Consider the following 25,769-nt stretch of genomic DNA (forward strand, 5'->3'; position numbering starts at 1 on the left):
CACCTGCACCCGCGAGGTTGGCGTGATGGGCGGGGCGTTCCGCCTGATTTCGACATCTCTGTCGCAGATGCCCCGCCGTCACCCTCGCACGGGTACGCGGGCCCCGCCACCGCGCACGCTCCCACAGCCCTCGCCCGCCCGGGATGCGGGACCGGGCCGGGCCCCGCCGGACGTCACCGACAGGGCCCGCGCTCCTGCTGTCCGGCTCCGGCCACCCGTCCGCGCGGGCGGCCGGGGTCAGCGTCCGACGGGGGAGCCGTCCTCGGGCCAGACGGCCACCACCGCCGGGCGCACATAGTGGCCCGGTCCGTCCGGCCAGGTGGAGGCGGGCTTCTCCACCGAGGCGCCGTCCACCTCGCCCGGGTGCTGGACCGCGACGAGCACCCGGCGGTCCTGCACCAGCGGCCCGCAGGTCTCCGCGCCGGTCGGGACGGTCAGGAACTGCCGTACCTCACCGCGCCGCGGCCCGGCCGTGGCGACACCGTGCAGCCCGTCGTGCGAACCGAGCTTGTTGCCGTCCGTGGAGATCCACAAGTTGCCGTAGTCGTCGAAGGTGACGTTGTCCGGGCAGGAGATCGGGCTGACCTGCTCCTTGGGGAAGCCGCCGAAGTAGGTACCCGGGTCCTCCGGGTCGCCGCAGACCAGGAAGAGCCGCCAGGAGAAGGTCCGAGCCGTCGGGTCGTTGCGGCGCTCGGCGAACTCCAGCACCTGGCCGTGCTTGTTGGCGTTGCGCGGGTTGGCCTCGTCGGGCCCCGGCTTGCCGTCCTTGCCGCGGTCGGTGTTGTTGGTCAGCGCCACGTACACCCGGCCGGTGCGGGGGCTGGGCTCGATGTCCTCGGGGCGGTCCATCTTCGTGGCACCGGCCTTGTCGGCGGCCAGCCGGGTGAAGACGTACACCTCCTCGGCGCTCATCCCCGGCACGAACGACCGGTCCCCGGCGGCCAGCGGGATCCACCGGCCGGTGCCGTCGAACTCGCCGTCCTCGGGCAGGGTGCCCGCGCCGTCGATCTCGTCCGCCGGGCTGTCGCCGGTCAGCTTGGCGACGTAGAGCGTGCCCTCGTCCAGCAGGGACAGGTTGTGCCGCCGGTCCTCGGCGCTCTTCCCTCGGCGCATCCGGTTCTTGGAGACGAACTTGTAGAAATAGTCGAAGCGCTCGTCGTCGCCCATGTAGACGACGGCGTGCCCGTCCCGGGACAGCCGCGGCTGGGCCGCCTCGTGCTTGAACCGGCCGAGCGCCGTGTGCTTGCGGGGGGTGGAGTCGGGGTCGTACGGGTCCAGCTCCACCACCCAACCGAAGCGGTGCACCTCGTTCGGCTCCGCGGTCAGGTCGAACCGCTGGTCGAACTCCTCCCAGCGCCGCTGGCTGGCGCCACCCGAGATGCCGTACCGCTTGAGGGCCGTGGCGCGTTCGGGGTCGGTCACCCGCTCCGCGTTGGCGAAGTACTGGTTGAAGTTCTCCTCGCCGGAGAGCACCGTGCCCCACGGCGTGGTGCCGCCCGAGCAGTTGTTGAGCGTCCCCAGCACCCGGCGCCCGCTGGGGTCGGCCTCCGTACGCAGCAGCGTGCTGCCCGCGGCCGGGCCGGTGAGCTGGAACTCGGTGGTGGCGGTGACGCGGCGGTTGAGCGGGTGGCGGGGCACGGCGTGCAGCGCTCCGGTACGCCGCTCACCGGCGACCGCGACGACGGACAGGCCGTGCGCCGCCCAGGCGATCTCGACCTGCTCGCGAGTGGGCTGCTCCGGGTCGTACCCGGCGAACATCAGCTCCTCGTCGGTGTACTCGTGGTTGGCCACCAGGAGCTGGTCGGCGCCGTGACCGTGGCTGTGGCCGTGGTGCCGGGAGTGCAGCGGGAGCAGCGTGAGGAAGTCGTTGTTGTAGCCGAACTGCCCCGCCTGGGCCTTCGCGCTCTGCCGCGCCGGGTCGAAGTCCGGCGCCCCGCGCAGGATCGGTTCGCCCCAGCGGATGACGACGTTCTGCCCGTAGCCCTCCGGAACGGTCACCGTGTCCGCGGTGTTGGGAGCGACGGGCTCGTACCGCAGGCCCTTGGCCGGCTTGCCGTGCGGCCCGCCGTGCGGGTGGTGCCCGCTGCCCTGCGGCGCGGCGGCGGCACTCCCGGCGCCGGGACCGGCGATCCCGGCGCCCGCTGCCGCGGCGGCGACCCCGACGACGGCACCGGCGCGCAGCACCGAGCGGCGCGTAAGGGCCCGGGCGATGACGTCACCCGCGTACTCGTTGGTGCTGGTGTTGGGCACCTCGTGGAAGCAGGCGTCGCCGCAGCGGTAGCGGCAGGTCATCGCCGACCTTCCCGTCGGGTGCGCGGTGAGCAGCGGCAGCGGCTTTCGCATGGTCGTTCCTCCGGTCCGGGCGCGGTATGCGCTTGTACGCCGTACGCCGCCGTGACGCTATGGGCGCGGATACGCGGCAGGGCGACCGCGGAATGAACCGCGGGTGAATACGGCGCCGTCACCCGTATCCGCCGCCGACCGGACGGGAGGATGCTGTTGTGGCGGTCAGACGGGGGGCCGCCCGCGGCGGGTGCCGTTCTCGTGCTCCTCGTCCCAGGCCAGCCGCATCGCCTCCGCATGGGCGATCGTCTCGCCGATCCACTCGGGGGCCAGCGAGGTCTTGGCGTAGTCGCGGGCGCAGGGCAGGCACGCGTACGCGCTGCCGCCGGGTCCGGAACCCGTCTCGATGTTCGCGATCAGGGCCCGGTGCCGCACCGGCAGACCGCAGCGGCAACACGTGCCCGGGTTGGGGCCCTCGGCGTGCACGCCGCCACCTCCTTCGCCGTCACTCTCGTCGCTCGACCGCCACATTGCACACGACACCTGCGGTGTATCACCGTGCGTGACGCCCTCGGCGGGGCGCCGTGCGCGGCGGCACACGTCCCGGCACGCGGGCGGACCGCCGCCCCTGTTGCATCGTGCCCGGGATGTGTCCGGATTGGAGCGCTCGTCGTCATCTCCGTGCACATATGTAGCCGATCGATGACTGTTGTTCTTCCTTTGCCACGCTCCCCACCAAGAGTGACCGCTCGATCGGCCGCTTGACGCCCAGGTGCAGAAAACGACACGGTCCCCTCCGTATGTGTACGGAGGGGACCGTGTCGGACGCGGACGGAGCACCCGCGGGCCCACCCGGACCGGGCGGCCTGCTGTGCCCTGCTCGGCCTACTCGGCCTACTCGGCCGGCTTGGCCTTCTCGGCCTGCTTGACCTGCGGGGGCTTGCGCAGCGAGAGATGCAGTTCGCGCAGCCGCGCCTCGTCGACCTCGCTCGGGGCGCCCATCATCAGGTCGAGCGCGTTGTTGTTGAGCGGGAACGCGATGGTCTCGCGGATGTTGGGCTCGTCCGCGAGCAGCATGACGATGCGGTCGATGCCCGGCGCGATCCCACCGTGCGGCGGGGCGCCGAAGCGGAAGGCGCGCAGCATGCCGCCGAACTCGCGCTCGACGTCCTCCTCGGAGTAACCCGCGATGCCGAACGCCTCGAACATGATCTCCGGTTCGTGATTCCGGATCGCCCCGGAGGACAGCTCGACCCCGTTGCAGACGATGTCGTACTGCCAGGCCAGCACATCCAGCGGGTCCTTGGTGCGCAGCGCCTCCAGACCGCCCTGGGGCATGGAGAACGGGTTGTGCGAGAACTCGATCTCGCCGGTCTCCTCGTCCTTCTCGAACATCGGGAAGTCCACGATCCAGCAGAACCGGAAGACGTTCTCCTCGAAGTGCCCGGCGCGCCTGGCGGCCTCGACGCGGACCGCGCCCATGATCTTGGAGACCTCGTCGAACTCACCGGCACCGAAGAAGACCGCGTGGCCGGGGACGAGGCCCAGCGTGTCGGTGAGCGCCTTGACGTCGTCCTCGGTGAGGAACTTGGCGATCGGGCCCGCCAGCGAACCGTCCTCGCCGACCCGGACCCAGGCCAGGCCCTTGGCGCCCTGCTCGACGGCGAAGTCGCCCAGCGAGTCGAAGAACTTGCGCGGCTGGTCCGCGGTGTCCGGCACCGCCAGCGCCCGTACGTGCTTGTCGGCGAACGCCTTGAAGCCGGAGCCCGCGAAGAGCGCGGAGACATCGGTCAGCTCCAGCCGGGCGCGCAGATCCGGCTTGTCCGAGCCGTACTTGACCATCGCCTCGCGGAACGGGATGCGCGGGAACGGGGAGGTGACCTCGCGGCCCTCGCCCAGCTCCTGGAACAGCTCGGTCATCACCGTCTCGATGACCTGGAACACGTCCTCCTGCTCGACGAAGCTCATCTCCATGTCGAGCTGGTAGAACTCGCCCGGCGAGCGGTCGGCGCGCGCATCCTCGTCGCGGAAGCAGGGCGCGATCTGGAAGTAGCGGTCGAACCCGGCGATCATCAGCAGCTGCTTGAACTGCTGCGGCGCCTGCGGCAGCGCGTAGAACCTGCCCGCATGCAGCCGGGAGGGGACGAGGAAGTCACGGGCCCCCTCGGGAGAGGTGGCCGAGAGGATGGGCGTCGCCATCTCGTTGAAGCCCTGGGCGACCATCTTCGCGCGGATGGCGGCGATCACCTTGCTGCGCAGCATCACATTGCGGTGCATGCGCTCCCGGCGCAGGTCGAGGAAGCGGTACTCCAACCGCCGCTCCTCGTTCACACCGTCCTCGGCGTTGATGGTGAACGGGATCTGCTCGGCCCCGCCCAGCACCTCGACCTCGGTGACCTCCACCTCGATCTCGCCGGTGGGCAGCTCGGGGTTGACGTTCTCCGCACCGCGCGCCGTGACCTTGCCGTCCACCCGCAGGACGGTCTCCTTGGCCAGCGAGCCGAGCTGCTCGTCGATCTCGCCGGCCTCGTCCCGGACCACGAGCTGGACGATGCCGTGGTGGTCGCGCAGATCGATGAAGAGGATGCCGCCAAGGTTCCGGCGATTGTGCAGCCAGCCGCTCAGCCGGACGTCAGTGCCGACGTCCGAGGCGCGAAGCTCGCCGCAGGTGTGGGACCGGTACCGATGCATCATTCATCCAAGTCGTTCGGCTCAGGGGTCACAGTGGAGTGCCCCTCAGAGTACCGCCCTGGGCCACCCCGCCTCGCCCCGTTTCCCCAACCCGACGACTCTGCATAAAGTGGTGCAATGCGCACCGACGACGCCCTGGCTGTCCTGGGCGCCGGGCTCTGGACCTGGGACAACGCCACCGGTCTGGTGACCCTCGACGCCCGCGCGGCCCGCCTCCTGGGGATCGCCGAGGAGCCGCCGGAAGCGCAGACCGGCACCCACCACGCCCACACACTCTCCGGCAGCGCCGTCCGCTCCCACCTGCACGCCGTCGACTACGTCGGCTTCCAGGGCATCGTCACCCTCGCGCTGGCCGAGAACACCACCGCCGAGACACTGCTGCGGGTGGTGGACACCGACGGGCAGGTACGGCGGACCGTCCGCGTCGTGCTGCGTCCCCTGCCCCCGGCCGCCTCTGTCGCCCCGGCGCGCGGCTCCGGGGCGCCCGAGACCGCCGCCGCGCTGACCGGGCTGCTCTACGAGGTGCCCGAGCCGGAGAGCGCGGCCCGGCCGGAGGAGCCGGGACACCCCTCGGCGGCGGCCCGCGACTCCGGCGACCGCACACCGGGTGCGGAAGCCGCCCGAGCGCGGCCCTCTCCGCGCCCCGCCGCCGGGACCGCCCGTCGGACGCGACCGGCGGCCGAGTGGGACCGGCGGCGCAGCCGCGAGGCGTTCCTGCTGGACACCGGGCGGGCGCTGGCCGAGGCGTACACCACGGCCGACGTGCTGCGGGTCGCCTCGTCGCTGGCCATGCCGGGCTTCTCTCCCGAGGCACTGGCCGTCTTCGTCGTCAGCGGTGACCGGCTCACCGTCTACGGCGCCTCCCCCGGCGCACCCCCGCGGCCCGGCCACCCGTCCGTGCCCGGCGGCGGCTACGGGCCGCGCGGCAGCGGCTCCCGGCTGCACCTCTCGGACGAGGACCCGGCGGCCGAGGCGGTACGCACCGGCCGCGCCGTCTACCTGCACGACCCCGCCGAGTACGCCGGCCGGTTCCCCGCCGCCCGCCCCGCCGAGTCCCAGCCCGGGCACGCCGCGTGGGCATTTCTTCCGATGACCGTCGCCGGGCGCACCATCGGCGCCTGGATGGCCGCCTTCGCCCGGCCCGTCGCCTTCAACCCGGACGAGCGCGCCCTGCTGACCACGGTGGCCCGGATGCTGGCGCAGTCCCTCTCGCGGGCCATGCTGAACGAGTCCGAGCGGGAGCTGTCGGCCCGGCTGCAGCGTGTCATGCGGCCCGCGCACAGCCCGGCCGTCCCCGGCATGGACCTGGCGGCGCGGTACGTGCCGACCGGGGGCGGGCTGCAGATCGGCGGCGACTGGTACGACGTCATCCCGCTGCCCTCCGGCCGCACCGCGCTGGTCATCGGCGACGTCCAGGGCCACGACGTCCGCGCGGCCGGCATCATGGGCCAGCTGCGGGTGGCGGTACGCGCCTACGCCTCCGAGGGGCATCACCCGGACGCGGTGCTCTCCCGCGCCTCCCGCTTCCTGCACGGGATGGGCGCCGGCGAAGGCGTCAACGCGCCGCCCCCCACCGCCCCGGCCGAGGAGACGGCGGACCCCGCGCCCGGCGCGGCCGGGCCCGAACCCGCCGACCACCCCGAGCCGCGGTTCGCCACCTGCCTCTACGTCGAGGTGGATCAGGAGACCGGGGCGCTGGACGTCGCCCGCGCCGGGCACCCGGACCCCGCGGTGCAGCTTCCGGACGGCCCGCTGCTGGTCCGCGCCACCGCGGGGGGCCTGCCGCTGGGCATCGAACCCGACGCGGAGTACCCGGTCAGCCGGCTGGTGCTGGAGCCGGGGGAGCGGCTGCTGATGTGCACCGACGGGCTGATCGAGGCGGGCGGCCACGACCTGGGGACGGGCTGGGAGCGGATCAGCCGGGTCGCCGAGGAGCTGGCCGGGCAGGAGGGCCAGACGACCGGGAGCCCGGCACTGGAACGGCTCGCCGACGCCCTCGTCCAGGCCGTGCAGGGCGGCCACGGCACCTCCTCGGGCCCGACAGGTGCGCCCGCCGACCGGCGCGAGGACGACATCGCGCTGCTCCTGCTCTCCCGGAGCGCCACCGGCGCGGGTGCCCCGGCGGCCGGGGCACCGGTCACCACCCGGCGCACGGTGCTGACCGTCGCGCAGGCCCAGCCCGACCGGATCGCCGACGCCCGCCACCAGCTCCACGACCTGCTGCACGACTGGTGCGATCCGGACCAGGTGGACGGCGCCGTGCTGATGCTCTCGGAGATGCTGACGAATGTCCTCGTGCACACGGACGGGGACGCGGTGCTGGTGGCGGAGATCACCGTGGCGCTGCAGGGCGAGGGCCGCACCTTGTGGGTCGGGGTCTCCGACCCCAGCGACGAGCTGCCGCACCGCCGCAGCCCGGGGGAGCTCGCCTCCTCGGGGCGGGGGCTGATGCTGCTGGGCATGCTCGCCGACCGGTGGGGCGTGGACCCGCGCGGGGAGGGCAAGCGCACCTGGTTCGAGATCCACGAGCGGGACCCGGCCGTCCCCGCGGGCGGGGAAACCGCGCGCTCCGCCGGGGGCGCCCGGGAGAGCGCCGGGGAGCCCTCCTTGGACCGGTGGGGGGACCTGGACGCGGAGGTCCCGCTGCCACCCGAGGACTGAGGGCGCGCGGGAGGGCGGGCGCGCGCCTGTCGGCTCAGTCGTACATCCGTCGGCTCAGCCGTACATCCGCCGCATCGCGAAGTCGACCATCTCCTCGACGGCCTTGGCGTCGAAGACCACGCGGTGCTCACCCTCCATGTCGAGCACGAAGCCGTAGCCCGACGGCAGCAGGTCGAGGACCTCGGCACCGGTGATGACGAAGTACTTCGACTCCTTGCCGGCGTAGGCGCGCAGTTCCTTGAGGGTGCTGAACATCGGGATGACCGGCTGCTGGGTGTTGTGCAGCGCGAGAAAGCCCGGGGTGTCGCCGCGCGGGCAGTACACCTTGGAGGTGGAGAAGATGCCCTGGAAGTCCTCGGCGCTCATCGAGCCCGTCGTGAAGGCGCGGATCGACTCCTGGAGGGAGGGCGGCGACGGCTCGGGGTAGAGCGGCTGCTGTTGCTGCCCTCCCGGCTGGCCGTACTGCGGCGGCCCCTGGTGCGCTCCGTACGGCGGCGGCGCCTGGTGACCCTGCTGACCGGGATGCGGGCCGTGCCCGGCGTGCTGGTAGCCGTGCCCGCCATGGCCCTGCCCGGGCTGCGGCCCGTGGCCCTGTCCGGGGGGAGCGCCGGTCTGGTCGTAACCGTACATAGCGAAAAGAGTAACGAGTCACAGAGGGGTGGTGAGGGGTTGCTTCTTATTACCGACGGGTAGCATCATCTATGGGACTACCGACAAGTACGAGCGAGCCACTACGGAGCCGTCGCCATGGGGCATTACAAGTCGAATCTCCGCGACATCGAGTTCAACCTCTTCGAGGTGCTCGGGCGCGACACGGTGTACGGCACCGGACCGTTCGCGGAGATGGACGTCGAGACCGCCAAGAACGTGCTGTCCGAGATCGCACGGCTGGCCGAGAACGAGCTGGCCGCCTCCTACGAGGAGGGCGACCGCAACCCGCCGGTCTTCGACCCGGACACCAACACCGCACCGGTACCCGCCGCCTTCAGGAAGAGCTACCAGGCATACATGGACGCCGAGTGGTGGCGCCTGGGCATCCCGGAGGAGATCGGCGGCACCACGGCGCCGCGCTCGCTGCTGTGGGGCTTCGCCGAGACGATCCTGGGCTCCAACCCGGCCGTGTGGATGTACGCCTCGGGCCCGGCCTTCGCGGGCGTGCTGCACGAGGAGGGCACCGAGGAGCAGCACAAGATCGCCGCGCTGATGGCCGAGAAGCAGTGGGGCTCCACGATGGTGCTCACCGAGCCGGACGCCGGCTCGGACGTCGGCGCCGGCCGCACCAAGGCCACCGAGCAGGCCGACGGCACCTGGCACATCGAGGGCGTGAAGCGCTTCATCACCTCCGGTGAGCACGACATGTCCGAGAACATCGTGCACTTCGTGCTGGCCCGCCCGGAGGGCCACGGCCCCGGCACCAAGGGCCTGTCGCTGTTCATCGTGCCCAAGTACGACTTCGACTGGGAGACCGGCGAGCTGGGCGAGCGCAACGGCGTCCACGCCACCAACGTCGAGCACAAGATGGGCCTGAAGGTCTCCAACACCTGCGAGATGACCTTCGGCGCCAACCAGCCCGCCAAGGGCTGGCTGCTCGGCGAGAAGCACGACGGCATCCGGCAGATGTTCAAGATCATCGAGTTCGCCCGGATGATGGTCGGCACCAAGGCGATCGCCACCCTCTCCACCGGCTACCTGAACGCGCTGGAGTACGCCAAGGAGCGGGTGCAGGGCGCCGACCTGGCCCAGTTCACGGACAAGACCGCGCCCCGGGTCACCATCACCCACCACCCGGACGTACGCCGCGCGCTGCTGACCCAGAAGGCGTACGCCGAGGGCATGCGCGCCCTCGTCCTCTACACCGCCACGGTGCAGGACGAGATCCTGCTCAAGGAGCACAACGGCGAGGACGCCGCCACGGCCCACCGCCTCAACGACCTGCTGCTGCCGATCGTGAAGGGCTACGGCTCGGAGAAGTCCTACGAGCAGCTCGCGCAGTCCCTGCAGACCCTGGGCGGCTCCGGCTACCTGCAGGAGTACCCGATCGAGCAGTACATCCGGGACGCCAAGATCGACACCCTCTACGAGGGCACCACCGCCATCCAGGGCCAGGACTTCTTCTTCCGCAAGGTCGTCCGCGACCAGGGCCAGGCGCTGACCGCGCTGTCCGAGGAGATCAAGAAGTTCCTCGCCGAGGCGCAGGGCGGCGAGGAGCTGGCCGCCTCCCGCGACCACCTCGCCAAGGCCGCCGGAGAACTGGAGGCCATCGTCGGCACCATGCTGACCGACCTGGCCGCCACCGAGAAGGACGTGAAGTCCATCTACAAGGTGGGCCTCAACACCACCCGCTTCCTGCTGACCGCGGGCGACGTCGTCATCGGCTACCTGCTGCTGCGCGGCGCCGCCGTGGCCGCCGAGAAACTGGCGGGCGCCGCCGCCAAGGACGTGCCGTTCTACCAGGGCAAGATCGCCGCGGCGAAGTTCTTCGCCGCGAACGTGCTGCCGCAGGTCGCCGTCCAGCGCGAGCTGGCCGACGCGGTGGACCTCTCGATCATGGAGCTCGACGAGAAGGCGTTCTGAGCCCTCCCGCCACCCCGATGCCGGGCCGCCACCCGGCCCCCGCGCCCCGCTCCCGCCGCCCTGGGAGCGGGGTGCTGCCCGTCCCGAGCGGGGACGACCACTCACCCGGCGCCCGGACACCGCGCCGTAAGGTGGGCCCATGAGCAACGCCACGCCGTTCGACCGCGATCACACCGACGGTCTGCTGTCCTTCCTCGCCGCCAGCCCCTCCCCCTACCACGCGGTGGCGAACGCGGCCGCGCAACTGGAGAAGGCCGGCTTCCGACAGGTACGGGAGACCGAGACGTGGGACGCCACCCCGGGCGGCAAGTACGTCCTGCGCGGCGGCGCGCTCATCGCCTGGTACGTCCCCGAAGGCGCCCTGCCGGGCACCCCCTTCCGGATCGTCGGCGCCCACACCGACTCGCCCAACCTGCGGGTCAAGCCCGTGCCCGACACCGGCGGCCACAACTGGCGGCAGATCGCCGTCGAGATCTACGGCGGCGCCCTGCTCAACACCTGGCTCGACCGCGACCTGGGCCTCAGCGGCCGGCTGACCCTGCGCGACCGCTCCACCCACCTCGTGCACGTGGACCGCCCCCTGCTGCGCGTACCGCAACTCGCCATCCACCTCGACCGGCAGGTCAACGACGGCCTCAAGCTGAACCGCCAGCGCCACATGACACCCGTGTGGGGCCTCGGCAGGACCGAGGAGGGCGACCTGCTGCGCTTCCTCGCCGAGGAGAGCGGACTGCCGGTGGAGGACATCGCCGGCTGGGACCTGATGACGCACAGCGTGGAGCCCCCCGCCTACCTGGGGCGGGACCGCGAACTCGTGGCCGGTCCGCGGATGGACAACCTGCTGTCGGTGCACGCCGGGGTCGCCGCGCTGACCGCCGCGGCGGGCCGCGGCGCCGACGCCGAGCCCGGCGCGATCCCCGTGCTCGCCGCCTTCGACCACGAGGAGAACGGCAGCCAGTCCGACACCGGCGCCGACGGACCGCTGCTGGGCTCGGTGCTGGAGCGCTCCGTCTTCGCCCGCGGCGGCTCCTACGAGGACCGGGCCCGCGCCTGGGCGGGCACCGTCTGCCTCTCCTCCGACACCGGGCACGCCGTGCACCCCAACTACCCCGAGCGGCACGAGCCCGGCCACCACCCGCTGCCCAACGGCGGCCCGATCCTCAAGGTCAACGTCAACCAGCGGTACTCCACCGACGGCTCCGGACGCGCCGTCTTCGCCGCGGCCTGCGAACGCGCGGGCGTCCCGTGGCAGAGCTTCGTCTCCAACAACGACGTGCCGTGCGGCACCACCATCGGCCCGATCACCGCCGCACGCCACGGCATCACCACCGTCGACATCGGCGTCGCGATCCTCTCCATGCACTCGGCCCGGGAGCTGTGCGGCGCCGACGACCCCTACCTGCTGGCCAACTGCCTCACGGCGTTCCTCGGCGAGTGACCCGCCCCCCGACCCGGTGACCGGCCGCCGGTTCCGGACCCCGCGCGGCAGCGGGGTCCGGGACCGCGCGGGACGGTGATTGCCTCCGACAGAACCGGGTACCCGCGCGCGGCAAGCGAATCCGCCCGGCCGAAGAGCCAGTTCGGCCCGAACGAGCCGAGACGGCTCAACCGTGCTTGGAGGCAACTCATGGGCATCGTCATCTGCATCGGCATGATGGCCCTGGGGGCGATTCTGACCCTGGCGGTCGACATCGACATCAGCGGGATCAACGTCGACCTGATGGGCATCATCCTGCTGATCGTCGGCACGATCGGACTGTGCGCCTACATCAGCATCCTCAAGCGCCGCCGGGTGCAGCCCCCGTCCCCCGGCGCCCCGGTCGTCGAGGAGTACAACCGCCACCACCTGGAGTGAGCCGGGCGGCCCCGCGGCCCGCACTCTTCTCCGGGAGGGTGCCGCCCCTCCGTCCCTGCCGGCCGGGCGTACACCCCCGTCAGCCCGACGCGTCCATCAGCGCCGTGAGATAGGCGTCCAGCCGCTCCTCCACGGCTCGTGTCGTCAGCTCCGTCCTGCCTGCTTCCCGCCATGGCCGGGCGACCGCCCGCACTTCCTCCGAGCACGCCAGGCCGTCCCGCACCTGCCAGTACAGCCGCTCGCCCGGCGTCGCCGCCAGCACCCCGCCGGCCTCCTGGTACGCCCCGGTGAACCGCAGACCCCACGCCGGGCCGTGCAGGAGCGCGAGGACGGTGGAGCAGTGCGCCACATCGAGGTCCGCCGGGCCCCAGGAGGCCGCCGCCCAGTCGACGACGCCGGTGAGCCGGGCGGCTGCCCCACGTCCGGGCGGTACGTCGAACAGCACGTTGCCGGGCTGGAAGTCCCGGTGCAGGAAGCGGCCTTCACAAGGCGGCGGGGGGCTGCGGATCACGTCGATCGCCGCGGCCCATGCCACCGGGTCGGCGCCCTCCGGCACCACGACGGTGTCGGCCGTCGTCAGCGCCTCGTACACCCGGGGCCGCACGGCGGGCCGCACCGCGTGGACCGCCACGAGTTGGCGGGCCAGCAGAGGGACACGTGCCTCCACTCCCTCGTCGTCGAGGACCGTCCGGCCGGCCACATGCGTCATCAGCAGCGACGGGTACGCGCAGTGCGCGGCGGTCGGATCCGCCGCGACCAGCTCCGGAGCCGGCACACCCGTCCCCTGGAGCAGGGCCAGGGCGTCGGTCTCCCGGTTCAGCCAGTCCTCGGCACGGCTCACGGAGAGCGGGTCGACGAAGCTCCGCAGCACCAGGTCACGGGTGCCGCCGTCGGCCGTGCCGATGGTCAGCCGCCGCATGGCGGCGGTGATGCCACCGTGCAGCGCCTCGGCCCTGACGACCCGTTCGCCGCGCTCCAGATGCCGGCCGACCCACGCCAGGGTCAACGGGTCGACATAGGCGGCCGCCTGGTGGCCGGTCACCGTGCCGCCCCGGTCGGTGCGGTCGTCAACCGTCCAGCCCCGCCAGCACCAGCGGCAGCCGGTCCGCGCCTCCGTCGGTCAGCCGCACCGGGACGCCCCAGTCCTGTTGGTGCATATGGCAGGCGGGGTACTCGCCCTCCTCGTCGCAGGACGCGGCCATCGCCGAGACGTGCAGCACCCCCGCGATGCCCTCCGTTCCCGCCAGCCGGACCTCGCGGTGCAGCTCGGTGCCGGTGCCCCCGCCCTCGGCGAGCAGCTCGGGCGGGGTCGAGCTGACGACCAGCCGGGTCGCGGGACCGTACCGGGTGTCGAGCTTCTGCCCCGCCGGGGCCTGGAAGACCACATCCAGCCGCAGGGCGCCGGGCGCCACCTCGGTGGCCGCCCGCTGGGTGCGGTGTGCCACGCCCTCGACCCGCACCGCGTCCTCGGGAAGCCGCAGCCTGGTCAGCCGGTGCCGCGCCGACTCGACGACGACGATCTCCGGTGCGTCCTCCGCCTCCCCCGAGGCGCCGGGCGCCAGGACCGCGCCCGAAGGCTCCCGCAGCTCGGTGGCCAGGGTGCTCACCTCACCGGTGGCGGGGTCGTACCGGCGCAGCGCGTGGTTGTAGGTGTCGCAGACGGCGACCGACCCGTCCGGCAGCGCCGTGACCCCCAGCGGGTGCTGGAGCAGCGCCTGGCCGGCCGCGCCGTCGCGGTGGCCGAAGTCGAAGAGGCCGGCGCCGACCGCGGTCCGCACCACGAACCCGCCGCCTTCGCCGGCACTGGCGGGGCCGTCGGCTTCGCCGGAGCGCCCGTCGGCCCCGGGACTCCCGGCGGCCTCGGCGCCGTGCGCGCGCTCCCGTTCGATCCAGCGCAGGGCGCTCGTCTCGGAGTCGGCGACCCACAGCCTGCTGCCGTCCGCGGCGACCGCCAGCCCGGACGGCTGCGCGAACCACGCCTCGGCGGCCGGGCCGTCCACCAGCCCCTCGTTCGTCGTACCCGCGGCAGCGGCGACGGTGCCGATCTCCGGGTCGTACGTCCACAATTGGTGCACCCCGGCCATCGCGACCCATACGCGCCCCTCGAACCAGGCCACGTCCCACGGCGAGGAGAGCGCCACCTCCCGCGCGGCCCCCTCGGTCGGCGCGCCCTGCCACCACTGCGCGCCGGTGCCCGCGACGGTCACCACCGCGCCGGTGGCCGGATCGAGGCGGCGCAGCGCGTGGTTGACGGTGTCGGCGACCAGCACCTCGCCGCCCGGCAGCAGCGCCAGCCCCTGCGGCTCGTTGAACCGCGCGGCCTCCGCAGCGCCGTCGGCCAGCCCGCGCTCCCCGGAACCGATCCGGCGCAGCACCGTCTCGCCGTCCGCGGCGAGCTCCACCACCTGGTGCCGCGTGGTGTCGGAGACGAGGAAGGTCCCGCCGGGCAGGGCCAGCACCTTCCCCGGGAAGCGCAGCTCACCGGCGACCGGCTCCGGCGGGGTGAACGGTGCGAGACCGCGCCGCAGCGTCCCCTTCGCCTCGTGCTCGGCCGCCAACTCGGTCACCCGCCGCTCGATCGCGTGCACATGCCCCTCACCGGCGTGCTGCGCGACGACGTACCCCTCGGGGTCGATCACCACCAGCGTCGGCCACGCCCGCACCGCGTACTGCTTCCACGTGGCCAGCTCCGGGTCGTCCAGCACCGGGTGCGCCACCCCGTACCGCTCCACGGCGTCCACCACGGCGGCGTGCTCGGCCTCGTGCACGAACTTGGGCGAATGCACCCCGACGACGACCACCGTGTCCTTGTGCCGCTCCTCCAACTCCCGCAGCTCGTCGATGACGTGCAGGCAGTTGATGCAGCAGAAGGTCCAGAAGTCCAGGATCACCGTCCGGCCCCGGAGGTCGGCCAGGGACAGCTCCTCGCCGCCGGTGTTGATCCAGGAGCGTCCGCGCAGTTCGGGGGCGCGGACACGGGCACGGCTGCGGGGCTCGGGGGAGGACGCGGAGGTGGGCGCCGGGGCGGCATCGTTCATGGGTTCAAGCTTGCCATTCCCCCCGGACGCGCGGCCGGGGCTGTGGACAGCGGGCGGTGCCGCACGGGTCCGTCGGCGACCGGCGGCGGCCGACAGCGCCCACGTCCTGTCCTGGGCGGCGGCGCGGCGGAGCCCGGCCCAGCGAGATTGCGTGCCACGTATATTTGCGTGGCACGCAATATTTGTTAGCGTGGGTGCCATGAGCGGTCTGCGGGAACGGAAGAAGGAGGCCACGCGCGCAGCGCTGAGCTGGGCCGCGGTCCGGCTCACCGTCGAGCACGGGTGGGGCGGGGTCAAGGTCGAGGACATCGCCGCGGCGGTCGGCGTCTCACCGCGCACCTACAACAACTACTTCTCCAGCAAGGCCGAGGCCATCGCGTTCCGCTACCTCGAACGCGCTCTGGGGCTCGCGGCCGAACTCCGTGCCGGGCCGCCCGGCGAACCGCTGTGGGAGGCCATCACACGTGCGGCGATGCGGCAGCTGGAGCCCGGCCCCGAAGTGGCACGCATGCCGCCCCAGGAACCCGACACCTGGGCGGCCGGCCTGCGGGTGATGCTGGCCGAACCCGCGCTGGAAGCCGAGATGCTGCGCGCGAGCAAGACCGCGGAGAAGGAACTCGCCGCGGCGATCGCCGAGCGCACGGGCGCGGACTCGGGCGCCGAACTGCATCCCCGCCTGATGGCGGCGAGCGTGCTGGCCGCCAACAACGTCGCCCTCGAACTGTTCGTGCAGGGCGACACGGACGAGTCGATGGAGACCCTGCTGTCCCGGGCACTGCGCATGGTGGCCACCGGACTCCCCACCCCTTAGGTCCACTCGCTCCACCCCGCACCGAGGCTGCCGGCCGCGGCCTCCGCCCCTCCATGCCCCGAAGAGGAGAAATATCATGCTTGATGTGGTCATAGTCGGCGGCGGCCCGAACGGACTGATGCTGGCCTGTGAGCTGGCACTGGCCGGGGTGCGGCCGACCGTGCTGGAACGCCTCGCCGGCCCGAAGACCGAGCCCCGGGCCAACGGCCTGGTCGGCCAGGTGGTGCTCATGCTCGACCGACGGGGGCTCCACGCGCGCGTCAGCGGATCCGGCGAGCCGCCCCGGCCCGCGTCCCGCTACATGTTCGGCGCGTTGACGCTGGACCTCACCGGCCTCGACGAGAACCCCCTGTACCTGCTCCCCGCACCGCAGGAGCGGATCGAGCAGGTCCTCACCGAACGCGCCCTGGAACTCGGCGTCGACCTGCGCAGGGAGCAGGAGGTGACCGGGCTCGACCAGGACGGCGACCACGTCCGGGTCGCCCTCGCGGACGGCGGGACCCTCACCACCCGCTACCTCGTCGGTGCCGACGGGGGCCGCAGCACCGTGCGGCGGCTGTCCGGCATCGGCTTTCCCGGAGTGACGACCGACGACTTCGTGCTCCGCTCCGCCAACGTGTCCGTGGCGGACACGTGTCTGAGCCCGGACAGCGAACTGCTCGTCCCCGGCTACGGCAGCCTGCCGCCCTCGCTGTACGTGCGCACGGAGCGCGGCACTGCCGTGTGGGGGCTGCTGCCCGGCCGTGCGCCCACGTTCCACACCACCGAGACCGGTGCGCCGCTCGACCCGACCACCCCGATGACCTTCGAAGAGATGAGGGCGAGCGCCGAACGCGTACTGGGCGTCCCCGTCCCGCTGGATCCGCCGGAGGGAGCCGGGCCGCACCTGCTGCGGCGGCTGGTCGGCGGCAACACCCGGCTGGCGGAACGCTACCGGGACCGGCGGATCCTGCTCCTGGGCGACGCGGCCCACGTGCACTCGGCGATCGGCGGCCCGGGCCTCAATCTCGGTCTGCAGGACGCGGTCAACCTGGGCTGGAAGCTGGCCGCGACAGTGCGGGGGCGGGCTCCCGAAGGGCTGCTCGACACCTACGACGAGGAACGCCGGCCCGTCGCCGAACGTGTCATGGCCTCGACTCTGGCCCAGGCGGCGCTGATGCGGCCGGGACCGGAAGTCAGTGCCCTGCGGACCGTCTTCGGCGACCTGCTGGCCGCACCCGGCGGCACCGCGCGCATGGCCCACCTGCTCGCCGGCACCACCGAGGGCTTCGTGCCCGACCTCGTGGTGCACAACGGTGCGGGCACCCGCCGGCTGGCCGACCTGACGCGCACCGCACGGCCCTTGTTGCTGGACCTGTGCGGCGGCTTCGCGGCGGCCGCGAAGCCCTGGCAGGACCGGGTCGACGTCGTCAGCGGCACCGCGGCGGAGGGCACGAGCGCGACCGGGCTGCTCCTGCGCCCCGACTGCCACGTGGCATGGACCGGACACGCACCGGACGACGTCAGGGGGCTGCGCGCCGCACTGCACCAGTGGTTCGGCGCACCGCTGGGCGACGCCCGGGAGCCGGACCAGGCCGACGACCGCTGAGCGGGCGGCGACCCTCGCAGCCCGAGCCCCCGGCCCTGCGGCGTTCCGGGGCCCGGGACTCGGAACGCCCGGAGCTCAGAGCACCCGGTCCTTGAGCACCGGGAAGGACTCGCGCACCTTCGCCACCTGGGAGAGGTCGAGATCGGCGGTGACGATGGTCTCCTCGGTGCTGTCGGTCTGCGCCAGGACCTCGCCCCAGGGGTCGATGACGGCGCTGCGGCCGGCCTGCGCGACGCCCGCGTGGCTGCCCGCCGTGCCGCAGGCCAGGACGAAGCACTGGTTCTCCACGGCGCGGGTGCGGGCGAAGAGCGTCCAGTGGTCGGCCCGCTTGGCGGGCCAGCCGGCCGGGACGACCAGCACCTGCGCGCCCGCGGGTTCGGCGTCGACCAGGGCCCGGAAGAGCTCGGGGAAGCGCAGGTCGTAGCAGGTGGCCAGGCCGAATACGGTCTCCGGGTGCGGCACGGTGACCGGGGCGGTGCCCGCGGACATCATGGTGGCCTCGCCCCGGTCGAAACCGAAGCGGTGGATCTTGCGGTAGGTGGCGGCGAGCTCGCCGGAGGGTGAGAACACCAGCGAGGTGTTGTAGAGGGCGCCGCCCGCCGTCCCCTTCTCCACGATGGAGCCCGCGTGCAGCCACACGCCCGCGTCCCGCGCCGCCGCCGACATGGCCAGCGCCGTCGGCCCGGTGGCCGGATCCGCCTCCTCGGCCTCGGCCGCGAAGCGCTCGTACGCGAAGGCGCCGACGGGCCACAGCTCGGGCAGCACCACCAGGTCGGCCCCGGCCTGGGCCCGTACCAGAGAAGCCACCCGCTCGCGCCGGGAAGCCACCGACTCGTCCGGGTCGACCTGAATCTGCAGAAGCGAAGCGCGCACCGTACCACCGTCCATGCGATCGAGGGGGGCGATTGGGCCTAGCATCGTCCCGAAACCACTGCCGGGGTGCCCGGGCGCAGCGTAACTTGAGAGCACCCATCATGAGCACCCTGCCCTGCACAAGCCCGCGAACGAACCGCAACGCCGAGGGGTCCCGTGACCGACCACCCAAGCCTTCAGCCCTACGTTGACGCCTGGACGCAGTCCATGGAAGCGATATCCGAGCTGGTCACTTCCCTTGTGGAAGGGGAGTGGAACGGGCGGACCGAGTGCCCGGGGTGGTCGGTCCGCGATGTGGTCTCCCACATCATCGGTGTCGAATGCGAACTGCTGGGCGATCCCCGGCCGATCCACTCCCTCCCCCGCGACATCTACCACGTCCGCGACGAGGTGAGCCGGCACATGGAAGTGCAGGTGGACGTGCGACGGCACCACACCGGGCCGGAGATGACCAGCGAGTTCGAGTACACCCTCATCCGCCGCGCGCGCCAGTTGCGCAACGAGAAGCGCAGCGCGGAGGCCGAGGTCAACAGCGTGGTGCCGTTCGGGCCGCGCAAGCTGCCGCTGGAACGGCAACTGATGCTGCGGGCGTTCGACGTGTGGGTGCACGAACAGGACCTGCGGCGCGCCCTGGACAAGCCCGGCAACCTGGACTCACCGGGTGCGCACGTGGCCCGGGACGTGTTCCTCGCCGGGCTGCCGAAGGTCGTCGCCAAGGACGCCGGGGCACCGCCGAACTGCGCCGTCGTCTTCGACGTCAGCGGCCCGGTCGAGTTCATGCGCACGGTGCGGGTGGACCAGGACGGCCGCGGGACCGTGGACAGCAGCGTCTCGCTGGGCCCCGCCGTCACCCTGGCCATGGACTGGGAGACCTACTCCCGGCTCGCCGCGGGCCGGGTGCGGCCGGAGGCCGTCGCGGACCGCGTGAAGACCGACGGGGACGCCGACCTGGCCGAGGCCGTGCTCAAGCACTTCGCCGTGACGCCGTGACGCCGGTCCCCGTGCGGGTGGGGTGCGGCCCCGCCGGAGCCTGACCCCGGGCCCCGGCGTTCCGGGCCCCGCCTGTTCGCCGGTCGCCCGGGCGCCTGGTGCGTCACCGCCCGCGCCTGCCGTCCGCCGTCCTGGCCCGCCGGCCGTGCCGGACCCGTGGAGCCCGTCCGCTCACACGGGGACGTGCACCGCCTCCACCCGGCTGGCCACCACGCGCTCCCGCTCCCGCCGGACCGCACGCACCCGCAGCCGGGCGAACTGCGCCAGGCCGAGGGCCTGCAGGACGAAGACGCAGGCGAAGGCGATCCGGAAGTTGTCACCGGTCAGATCGAGCAGTACGCCCACAGCGAACAGCGTCGTCATGGACGCCGTGAAGCCGCCCATGTTGACGATGCCGGAGGCGGTGCCGTGCCGTTCGGGCGGATTGGCCGGCCGCGAGAAGTCGAAGCCGATCATCGAGCCGGGCCCGCAGGCGCCGAGCACCACGCACAGCAGCACCAGCAGCCACATCGGGGCCTGCCCCGGCCAGGCGAGGACCGTCGCCCAGGCCGTCGCGGTGGCGGCCACGGTGCCCAGCACCAACGGCGTACGGGCCGCGTGGTGGCGTGCGATGACCTGGCCGTACACCAGGCCGCAGCACATGTTGGAGACCACGACCAGGGTCAGCAGCTCGCCCGCCGTCCCCTTGTCCAGGCCCTGGGCCTCGACCAGGAACGGCATCCCCCACAGCAGCAGGAAGACCATCCCGGGGAACTGGCAGGTGAAGTGCACCCACATCCCCGCCCTGGTGCCCGGCTCCCGCCAGGCCGCGCCGATCTGCCGCCGCACGAAGCCCGGTCCCGGCGCGCCGTCGCCGGTCCTGGGGACCGATGGCGGTTCGTACCCCTCCGGGTGGTCCCGCAGGCAGAAGAACACCAGCAGCAGGATGACCAGCCCGCCCGCCGCGCTCCCGGCGAACGTCGGCCGCCAGCCGAAGGTGTCCAGCACCCGGGCCAGCACCAGCGTGGTGACGAGGTTGCCCGACATCCCGATCAGCGCCGCGACCTGCGCGATCACCGGCCCCCGGCGCGCGGGGAACCAGCGCGCCCCCAGGCGCAGTACGGCGATGAAGGTCATCGCGTCACCGCAGCCCAGCAGCGCGCGGAAGGCCAGCGCCGTGCCGTAGCCGGACGCGAGCGCGAAGCCGAACTGGCCCGCGGTGAACAGCAGGATGCCCAGCAGCAGGACGCGGCGCGTCCCCCAGCGGTCCACCAGCAGGCCCACGGGTATCTGCATTCCCGCGTACACCAGCAGTTGGAGGATCGAGAAGCTGGAGAGCGCCGAGGCGTTGATGTCGAAGCGCTGCGCCGCGTCGATGCCGGCCACGCCGAGGCTCGTACGGAAGGTGACCGCGACGAAGTAGACCGCGACGCCGATGCCCCACACCCACATCGCACGCGGGCCGCCCGGCGGATCCCCCGGCAGCCGGACCCCGGCGGACGGCGTCGTGGTCATCGCGGACCGCCCTGGGCGAGGCCGTACCTGCACAGGTCCTCGCCGCGCACCAGATGCCGCACCCGGCTCACGTGCTGGTGCACCGCGAGCGCCGCTGCCTCGCTGTCGCCCTCGCGCAGGGTGCGCAGGATGTCCGCGTGCTCGGCGATGTTCTTGGCCACCCGGTCCGGGTGCGCGTGCATCACCGCGACCCCCATCCGGAGTTGGCGGTCCCGGAGCTGGTCGTAGAGGCGGGTGAGGATCTGATTCCCGGTGGCCTCGACGATCGTGGCGTGGAAGCAGCGGTCGGCGGCCGAGACGGCGGCCAGGTCGCCGGTCTCCGCGCGCGCGATCTGCTCGGCCAGGGTCTCCTCCAGCCGGTCGACCAGCGGACGCGAGACGGGCACCGCGCGGCGCACCGCGTGCTGCTCCACCAGCAGGCGGGTCTCCACCACGTCCTCGATCTCCTGCGCGGAGACCGGCAGGACCAGGGCACCCTTCTTCGGGTAGAGCCGGATGAGGCCCTCGACCTCCAGCCGGAGGAGCCCCTCGCGCACGGGGGTCCGGGACACCCCGACCGCCTCCGCGAGTTCGCCCTCCGTCAGCAGCACCCCGCCCTCGTAGCGCCGTTCGAGGACGGCTTGCTTGACATGCGCGTACACCCGCTCGGCAGCGGGCGTACGCCGGGCGTCCTTGGCGGCCGAGGCGGGCGCGGGGGAAGTCATGCGCACACCTTAGATACAACACGCATGCCTGCGCAGACGCCATCCGCCATGTGGGACGGAGCGGACCACGCCCGCCCGGGCCCGAGGGACGCGGGGGTGCGGGCGCGGGCACGCGAACGGGGGTGCGGGGCAGCGCCCCGCACCCCCGGTGCGTCCGGTCACGGCTCGCGGCCGCCGCCTGTCAGGACCACATCACGGGTCGTCCGGTCAGGCGCACGCCATCAGCGAATCCGTCAGGACCACGTCATGAGCCGCTTGGGCCGCTCCAGCACCGCCGCGGTGTCCGCCAGCACCTTGGAGCCCAGTTCCCCGTCCACCAGCCGGTGGTCGAAGGAGAGCGCCAGCGTGGTGACATGCCGCGGCTTGACCTTGCCCTTGTGCACCCAGGGCTGCTCGCGGATCCGGCCGAAGGCCAGAATGGCGGACTCACCCGGGTTGAGGATCGGCGTACCGGTGTCCACACCGAAGACGCCGACATTGGTGATCGTCACCGTGCCCCCGCTCATCGCGGCAGGGCTGGTCTTCCCCTCACGTGCCGTACCGACCAGCTCACCGAGCGCGGACGCCAGTTCGGGCAGGGTCTTGTCCTGCGCGTCCTTGACGTTGGGCACGATCAGCCCGCGCGGCGTGGCCGCCGCGATCCCCAGGTTGACGTAGTGCTTGCGCACGATCTCCTGGTGCTCCTCGTCCCAGGACGCGTTGACGTCCGGATTGCGCCGGATCGCCAGCAGGAACGCCTTGGCGACGAGAAGCAGCGGATTGACCCGGACCCCGGCCAGCTCGGGATCCTGCTTGAGCTGCCCGATCAGCTTCATCGTGCGCGTGACGTCCACCGTCACGAACTCGGTGACATGCGGCGCCGTGAACGCGCTGCCGACCATCGCCTGCGCCGTGGCCTTCCGCACCCCCTTCACCGGGATGCGGGTCTCCCGCACGCCGGGGGCCGCGGGCTCCGGTACCGCCTCCGCCGCCGGTTCCGCCGCCGCGGCGACGGGTGCGGGAGCCGCCGGAGCGGGGGTCCGGGCTGGTGCCGCGGCCGCGTGCACATCGTCGCGGGTGACGATGCCGTCCGGGCCGGTCGGTGTGACAGTACTCAGATCGACACCCAGATCCTTGGCGAGCTTGCGCACCGGGGGCTTGGCGAGCGGCCGCGGCCCGCCGGGCGCGACCGGAGCCGTCGCCCCGCTCCCGTTGCTCGCCGGTACCGGAGCGGGCGCCGGAGCGGTGGCCCGCTCCGCGGCCGGAGCCGGAGCAGGTGCCGCCGCGTCCGCCGCACCGGCCGCCGGCTTGCGCGGGCGGCGCTTGGTCGAGCTGGCGCCGACGCCGTACCCGACCAGCACGGGCTGCCGCCCCTCCGGCTCGGCCTCCTCGCCGCCGGCCTGCGCGGCCTCCGCCTCACCCGCGACCTCGGCAGCCGCCGCGGGCCCGGTCTCCATCGCGGGCTGGGCGGCCGAGGCGTCCCCGCCGCCGGTACCGGTGGCCGGGCCACCGGTGTCGACGGTGATGATCGGCGTACCGACGTCGACCGTCGTGCCCTCGTCGAACCGCAGCTCGTGCACCAGCCCGTTGAAGGGGATGGGCAGTTCCACCGCGGCCTTGGCCGTCTCCACCTCGCAGACGACCTGCCCGTCGGTGACCGTGTCACCGGGCTGGACGTACCACTTGAGGATCTCCGCCTCGGTGAGCCCCTCGCCCACGTCGGGCATCTTGAACTCGCGGACTCCGGCGGCCGCCTGTCCGGTCTGTGCGCTGTTGGTCATCGTCACGCTCTCCTCAGTACGCCAGCGCGCGGTCGACGGCATCGAGCACCCGGTCCAGGTTCGGCAGGTACTCGTCCTCCAGCCGGGCCGGTGGGTACGGCGCGTGGAAACCGCCCACCCGCAGTACCGGTGCTTCAAGATGGTAGAAGCACCGCTCGGTGATGCGGGCGGCGATCTCCGCTCCCGTACCGAGGAAGACCGGGGCCTCGTGGACGAGCACGAGACGGCCCGTCTTCTCGACCGAGCGCTGTACCGTGTCGAAGTCGATGGGCGACATCGAACGCAGGTCCACGACCTCCAGCGAGTTGCCCTCCTCCTCGGCGGCGGCCGCCGCCTCCAGGCAGACCTTCACCATCGGGCCGTAAGCGGCGACGGTCACCGCACTGCCCTGCCGGGCCACCTGCGCGGAGTGCAGCGGCGCCGGGATGGCGGACGGGTCGACCTCGCCCTTGTCCCAGTAGCGGCGCTTCGGCTCGAAGAAGATCACCGGGTCGTCGCTCTCGATGGCCTGCTGCATCATCCAGTAGGCGTCCGAGGCGTTCGAGGGCGAGACACACTTGAGCCCCGCCACATGCGCGAACAGCGCTTCCGGCGACTCGCTGTGGTGCTCCACCGCACCGATGCCGCCGCCGTAGGGGATACGGATGACGACCGGCAGCTTGATCTTGCCCAGCGCCCGGGCGTGCATCTTGGCGAGCTGGGTGACGATCTGGTCGTAGGCGGGGAAGACGAAACCGTCGAACTGGATCTCGACCACGGGACGGTACCCGCGCAGCGCCAGCCCGATCGCGGTGCCGACGATGCCGGACTCGGCCAGCGGCGTGTCGATGACCCGGTCCTCGCCGAAGTCCTTCTGGAGCCCGTCGGTGACCCGGAAGACCCCGCCGAGCTTGCCGACGTCCTCGCCCATGACGAGGACCTTGGGGTCGTTCTCCAGCGCCGTGCGCAGCGAGGAGTTGATCGCCTTGGCGACGGGGAGCTTCTGGGCGGCCGCAGGGGCCGTGCCGGTGGCGGCCATCAGCGGCCCTCCTGGGAATCCGAGTCGGCGAACGAGGCGAGATACGAGGCGAACTGGGCGCGCTCCTCGTCGACCAGCGCATGCCCGTCCGCGTAGGCGTTCTCGAAGATCGCCATGGTGTCGGGGTCGGGCATGGTGCGGATCGCCTCGCGCACATGCCGCCCCATGGCCTCGCTCTCCTCCTCCACACCGGCGAAGAAGGCGTCGTCGGCCAGGCCCGCACTCTCCAGATGGACCCGCAGCCGCTGGATCGGGTCCTTGGCCTCCCACTCGGTGCGCTCCTCGTCGGAGCGGTAGCGCGTGGGGTCGTCGGAGGTGGTGTGGGCACCCATCCGGTAGGTGAACGCCTCGATCAGCATCGGACCCTCACCCGCCCGGGCCCGCTCCACGGCGGCCTTGGTCACCGCGAGGCAGGCCAGCACGTCGTTGCCGTCCACCCGCACTCCGGGGAAACCGAAACCCTGGGCACGCTGGTAGATCGGCACCCGCGACTGGCGCTCGGTGGGCTCCGAGATCGCCCACTGGTTGTTCTGGCAGAAGAAGACCACCGGAGCGTTGTAGACCGCGGAGAACGTGAACGCCTCGGCGACGTCGCCCTGGCTGGAGGCGCCGTCACCGAAGTAGGCGATCACCGCCGAGTCGGCGCCGTCCTTGGCCACGCCCATCGCGTACCCGGTCGCGTGCAGCACCTGGGAGCCGATGACGATCGTGTAGAGGTGGAAATTGTTGCTGTTCGGATCCCAGCCACCGTTGTTCACCCCGCGGAACATGCCCAGCAGCATCGTCGGATCCACGTCGCGGCACCAGGCGACGCCGTGCTCGCGGTAGGTGGGGAAGACGTAGTCGTCCGGGCGCAGCGCGCGACCGGAACCGATCTGCGCGGCCTCCTGGCCCAGCAGCGACGCCCACAGCCCCAGCTCGCCCTGCCGCTGCAGCGCCGTGGCCTCGGCGTCGAACCGCCGGGTCAGCACCATGTCGCGGTAGAGCCCCTGGATCTCCTCGGCACTCAGATCCACGTCATAGTCCGGATGGGTGACCCGCTCGCCCTCGGGGGTCAGCAGCTGGACCAGCTCCGGCTCGGGCTGCCCGGGGCCGTCGCCGGGGGCGCGGGTGCGGGCCTTCGCCGAGCCCTTGCCCTTCGCGGAGGCCTTGCCCTTCGCGGGGGCCTTGGCCTTCGCGGGGGCCTTGCCCTTCGCGGGGGCCTTGCCCTTCGCGGGGGCCTTGCCCTTCGCGGGGGCCTTGCCCTTCGCGGGGGCCTTGGCAGCGGCCTTCGCGGCGCTCTTGGCGGGGGCCTTCGCGGCGCTCTTGGCGGGGGCCTTCCGGGTGGTCTTCACGGCACTCTCGGTGCCGGTGCCGGTGCTCTTGGCGGCCGGCTTGCGGGACGTCTTCGCCGCCGCCTTGCGGGGCGTACCCGCGGCGGCCGTGCCCT

Annotated in this window: 19 protein-coding genes; 7 read left to right on the forward strand and 12 right to left on the reverse strand. The window is 72.6% G+C overall.

Translation table 11 applies throughout. The annotated features are described in order from the left end of the window. Nucleotides 1-237: 237 nt before the first annotated feature. The 3 genes from ACFYMO_RS11710 to aspS form a co-directional block, all read right to left on the reverse strand. Nucleotides 238-2,343 (reverse strand): PhoX family phosphatase, encoded by a 2,106-nt coding sequence (locus tag ACFYMO_RS11710; RefSeq protein ID WP_366773039.1) that lies wholly within the window; start codon nt 2,341-2,343, stop codon nt 238-240. 165 nt (nt 2,344-2,508) lie between these two features. After that, a complete protein-coding gene (locus ACFYMO_RS11715; RefSeq protein ID WP_388545839.1) occupies nt 2,509-2,769 on the reverse strand; it encodes a hypothetical protein in 261 nt (86 codons plus the stop codon). Between the two features lie 408 nt (nt 2,770-3,177). Next, complete coding sequence (gene aspS / locus ACFYMO_RS11720) at nt 3,178-4,974, reverse strand: aspartate--tRNA ligase (protein ID WP_366773057.1); 1,797 nt, start codon at nt 4,972-4,974, stop codon at nt 3,178-3,180. Nucleotides 4,975-5,091: 117 nt separating this feature from the next. On the opposite strand from aspS, the gene ACFYMO_RS11725 reads away from it, so the two are divergent. Continuing rightward, a complete protein-coding gene (locus ACFYMO_RS11725) occupies nt 5,092-7,635 on the forward strand; it encodes a SpoIIE family protein phosphatase (RefSeq protein WP_366773041.1) in 2,544 nt (847 codons plus the stop codon). A 54-nt stretch (nt 7,636-7,689) separates the two neighbouring features. On the opposite strand, the gene ACFYMO_RS11730 is transcribed toward ACFYMO_RS11725, so the two are convergent. Beyond that, complete coding sequence (locus tag ACFYMO_RS11730; protein ID WP_366773042.1) at nt 7,690-8,265, reverse strand: SseB family protein; 576 nt, start codon at nt 8,263-8,265, stop codon at nt 7,690-7,692. Between the two features lie 117 nt (nt 8,266-8,382). Here ACFYMO_RS11730 and ACFYMO_RS11735 point away from each other — a divergent pair, with 117 nt between their 5' ends. The 3 genes from ACFYMO_RS11735 (at nt 8,383) to ACFYMO_RS11745 (ending at nt 12,064) form a co-directional block, all read left to right on the forward strand. After that, on the forward strand, nt 8,383-10,209 hold the full coding sequence (locus tag ACFYMO_RS11735) for an acyl-CoA dehydrogenase (RefSeq protein ID WP_366773043.1): 1,827 nt from the start codon (nt 8,383-8,385) through the stop codon (nt 10,207-10,209). A gap of 139 nt (nt 10,210-10,348) precedes the next feature. Continuing rightward, nucleotides 10,349-11,647: a M18 family aminopeptidase gene (locus ACFYMO_RS11740; protein WP_366773044.1), complete on the forward strand. Its 1,299-nt coding sequence runs from the start codon at nt 10,349-10,351 to the stop codon at nt 11,645-11,647. 189 nt (nt 11,648-11,836) lie between these two features. Continuing rightward, entirely contained in the window at nt 11,837-12,064 is a 228-nt protein-coding gene (locus ACFYMO_RS11745) for a hypothetical protein (protein ID WP_019356826.1), read from the forward strand. Nucleotides 12,065-12,143: 79 nt separating this feature from the next. Here ACFYMO_RS11745 and ACFYMO_RS11750 read toward each other — a convergent pair whose 3' ends face one another. Both ACFYMO_RS11750 and ACFYMO_RS11755 read right to left on the reverse strand, forming a co-directional pair. Then, entirely contained in the window at nt 12,144-13,106 is a 963-nt protein-coding gene (locus ACFYMO_RS11750; protein ID WP_366773045.1) for an aminoglycoside phosphotransferase family protein, read from the reverse strand. Nucleotides 13,107-13,131: 25 nt separating this feature from the next. Further along, nucleotides 13,132-15,102 (reverse strand): NHL domain-containing thioredoxin family protein, encoded by a 1,971-nt coding sequence (locus tag ACFYMO_RS11755; RefSeq protein ID WP_388545845.1) that lies wholly within the window; start codon nt 15,100-15,102, stop codon nt 13,132-13,134. Nucleotides 15,103-15,301: 199 nt separating this feature from the next. Between ACFYMO_RS11755 and ACFYMO_RS11760 the strand changes: the two genes are divergently transcribed. Then, entirely contained in the window at nt 15,302-15,913 is a 612-nt protein-coding gene (locus tag ACFYMO_RS11760; RefSeq protein ID WP_276476377.1) for a TetR family transcriptional regulator, read from the forward strand. Nucleotides 15,914-15,989: 76 nt separating this feature from the next. Next, nucleotides 15,990-17,501, forward strand: coding sequence for an FAD-dependent monooxygenase (locus ACFYMO_RS11765; RefSeq protein ID WP_388545847.1), 1,512 nt, complete (start codon nt 15,990-15,992; stop codon nt 17,499-17,501). Between the two features lie 75 nt (nt 17,502-17,576). Here the strand turns inward: ACFYMO_RS11765 and ACFYMO_RS11770 are convergent, their stop codons facing one another. Next, nucleotides 17,577-18,374: a carbon-nitrogen family hydrolase gene (locus tag ACFYMO_RS11770; RefSeq protein WP_366773048.1), complete on the reverse strand. Its 798-nt coding sequence runs from the start codon at nt 18,372-18,374 to the stop codon at nt 17,577-17,579. Nucleotides 18,375-18,530: 156 nt separating this feature from the next. On the opposite strand from ACFYMO_RS11770, the gene ACFYMO_RS11775 reads away from it, so the two are divergent. Continuing rightward, nucleotides 18,531-19,364 carry a maleylpyruvate isomerase family mycothiol-dependent enzyme gene (locus ACFYMO_RS11775; protein ID WP_366773049.1) on the forward strand — a complete coding sequence of 278 codons (834 nt, stop codon included), beginning with the start codon at nt 18,531-18,533 and terminating at the stop codon, nt 19,362-19,364. Between the two features lie 171 nt (nt 19,365-19,535). Here ACFYMO_RS11775 and ACFYMO_RS11780 read toward each other — a convergent pair whose 3' ends face one another. From ACFYMO_RS11780 to pdhA, 5 genes are all read right to left on the reverse strand, one after another. After that, nucleotides 19,536-20,858: an MFS transporter gene (locus tag ACFYMO_RS11780; RefSeq protein ID WP_366773050.1), complete on the reverse strand. Its 1,323-nt coding sequence runs from the start codon at nt 20,856-20,858 to the stop codon at nt 19,536-19,538. Beyond that, the gene (locus ACFYMO_RS11785) at nt 20,855-21,562 is read right to left on the reverse strand and encodes a GntR family transcriptional regulator (RefSeq protein WP_366773051.1); all 708 of its coding nucleotides are present in this window, start codon (nt 21,560-21,562) and stop codon (nt 20,855-20,857) included. Before ACFYMO_RS11785 ends, ACFYMO_RS11780 begins: the two co-directional genes overlap by 4 nt. Before the next feature lie 233 nt (nt 21,563-21,795). Next, entirely contained in the window at nt 21,796-23,322 is a 1,527-nt protein-coding gene (locus ACFYMO_RS11790) for a dihydrolipoamide acetyltransferase family protein (RefSeq protein ID WP_366774276.1), read from the reverse strand. A gap of 13 nt (nt 23,323-23,335) precedes the next feature. After that, a complete protein-coding gene (locus ACFYMO_RS11795) occupies nt 23,336-24,340 on the reverse strand; it encodes an alpha-ketoacid dehydrogenase subunit beta (protein WP_074999001.1) in 1,005 nt (334 codons plus the stop codon). Continuing rightward, entirely contained in the window at nt 24,340-25,674 is a 1,335-nt protein-coding gene (pdhA, locus tag ACFYMO_RS11800; protein WP_388546183.1) for a pyruvate dehydrogenase (acetyl-transferring) E1 component subunit alpha, read from the reverse strand. Before pdhA ends, ACFYMO_RS11795 begins: the two co-directional genes overlap by 1 nt. Nucleotides 25,675-25,769 lie beyond the last annotated feature (95 nt).

It is taken from the genome of Streptomyces sp. NPDC007025 (genome assembly GCF_042869455.1).
In the GTDB taxonomy this organism is placed as follows: domain Bacteria; phylum Actinomycetota; class Actinomycetes; order Streptomycetales; family Streptomycetaceae; genus Streptomyces.

Excerpts from the sequence above, each read along its gene's own strand:
- ACFYMO_RS11710 (WP_366773039.1), bottom strand. The coding sequence starts at position 2,343 with ATGCGAAAGCCGCTGCCGCTGCTCACCGCGCACCCGACGGGAAGGTCG.
- aspS (WP_366773057.1), bottom strand. The coding sequence starts at position 4,974 with ATGCATCGGTACCGGTCCCACACCTGCGGCGAGCTTCGCGCCTCGGAC.
- ACFYMO_RS11725 (WP_366773041.1), top strand. The coding sequence starts at position 5,092 with ATGCGCACCGACGACGCCCTGGCTGTCCTGGGCGCCGGGCTCTGGACC.
- ACFYMO_RS11730 (WP_366773042.1), bottom strand. The coding sequence starts at position 8,265 with ATGTACGGTTACGACCAGACCGGCGCTCCCCCCGGACAGGGCCACGGG.
- ACFYMO_RS11735 (WP_366773043.1), top strand. The coding sequence starts at position 8,383 with ATGGGGCATTACAAGTCGAATCTCCGCGACATCGAGTTCAACCTCTTC.
- ACFYMO_RS11740 (WP_366773044.1), top strand. The coding sequence starts at position 10,349 with ATGAGCAACGCCACGCCGTTCGACCGCGATCACACCGACGGTCTGCTG.
- ACFYMO_RS11745 (WP_019356826.1), top strand. The coding sequence starts at position 11,837 with ATGGGCATCGTCATCTGCATCGGCATGATGGCCCTGGGGGCGATTCTG.
- ACFYMO_RS11755 (WP_388545845.1), bottom strand. The coding sequence starts at position 15,102 with ATGAACGATGCCGCCCCGGCGCCCACCTCCGCGTCCTCCCCCGAGCCC.
- ACFYMO_RS11760 (WP_276476377.1), top strand. The coding sequence starts at position 15,302 with ATGAGCGGTCTGCGGGAACGGAAGAAGGAGGCCACGCGCGCAGCGCTG.
- ACFYMO_RS11765 (WP_388545847.1), top strand. The coding sequence starts at position 15,990 with ATGCTTGATGTGGTCATAGTCGGCGGCGGCCCGAACGGACTGATGCTG.
- ACFYMO_RS11780 (WP_366773050.1), bottom strand. The coding sequence starts at position 20,858 with ATGACCACGACGCCGTCCGCCGGGGTCCGGCTGCCGGGGGATCCGCCG.
- ACFYMO_RS11785 (WP_366773051.1), bottom strand. The coding sequence starts at position 21,562 with ATGACTTCCCCCGCGCCCGCCTCGGCCGCCAAGGACGCCCGGCGTACG.
- ACFYMO_RS11790 (WP_366774276.1), bottom strand. The coding sequence starts at position 23,322 with ATGACCAACAGCGCACAGACCGGACAGGCGGCCGCCGGAGTCCGCGAG.
- ACFYMO_RS11795 (WP_074999001.1), bottom strand. The coding sequence starts at position 24,340 with ATGGCCGCCACCGGCACGGCCCCTGCGGCCGCCCAGAAGCTCCCCGTC.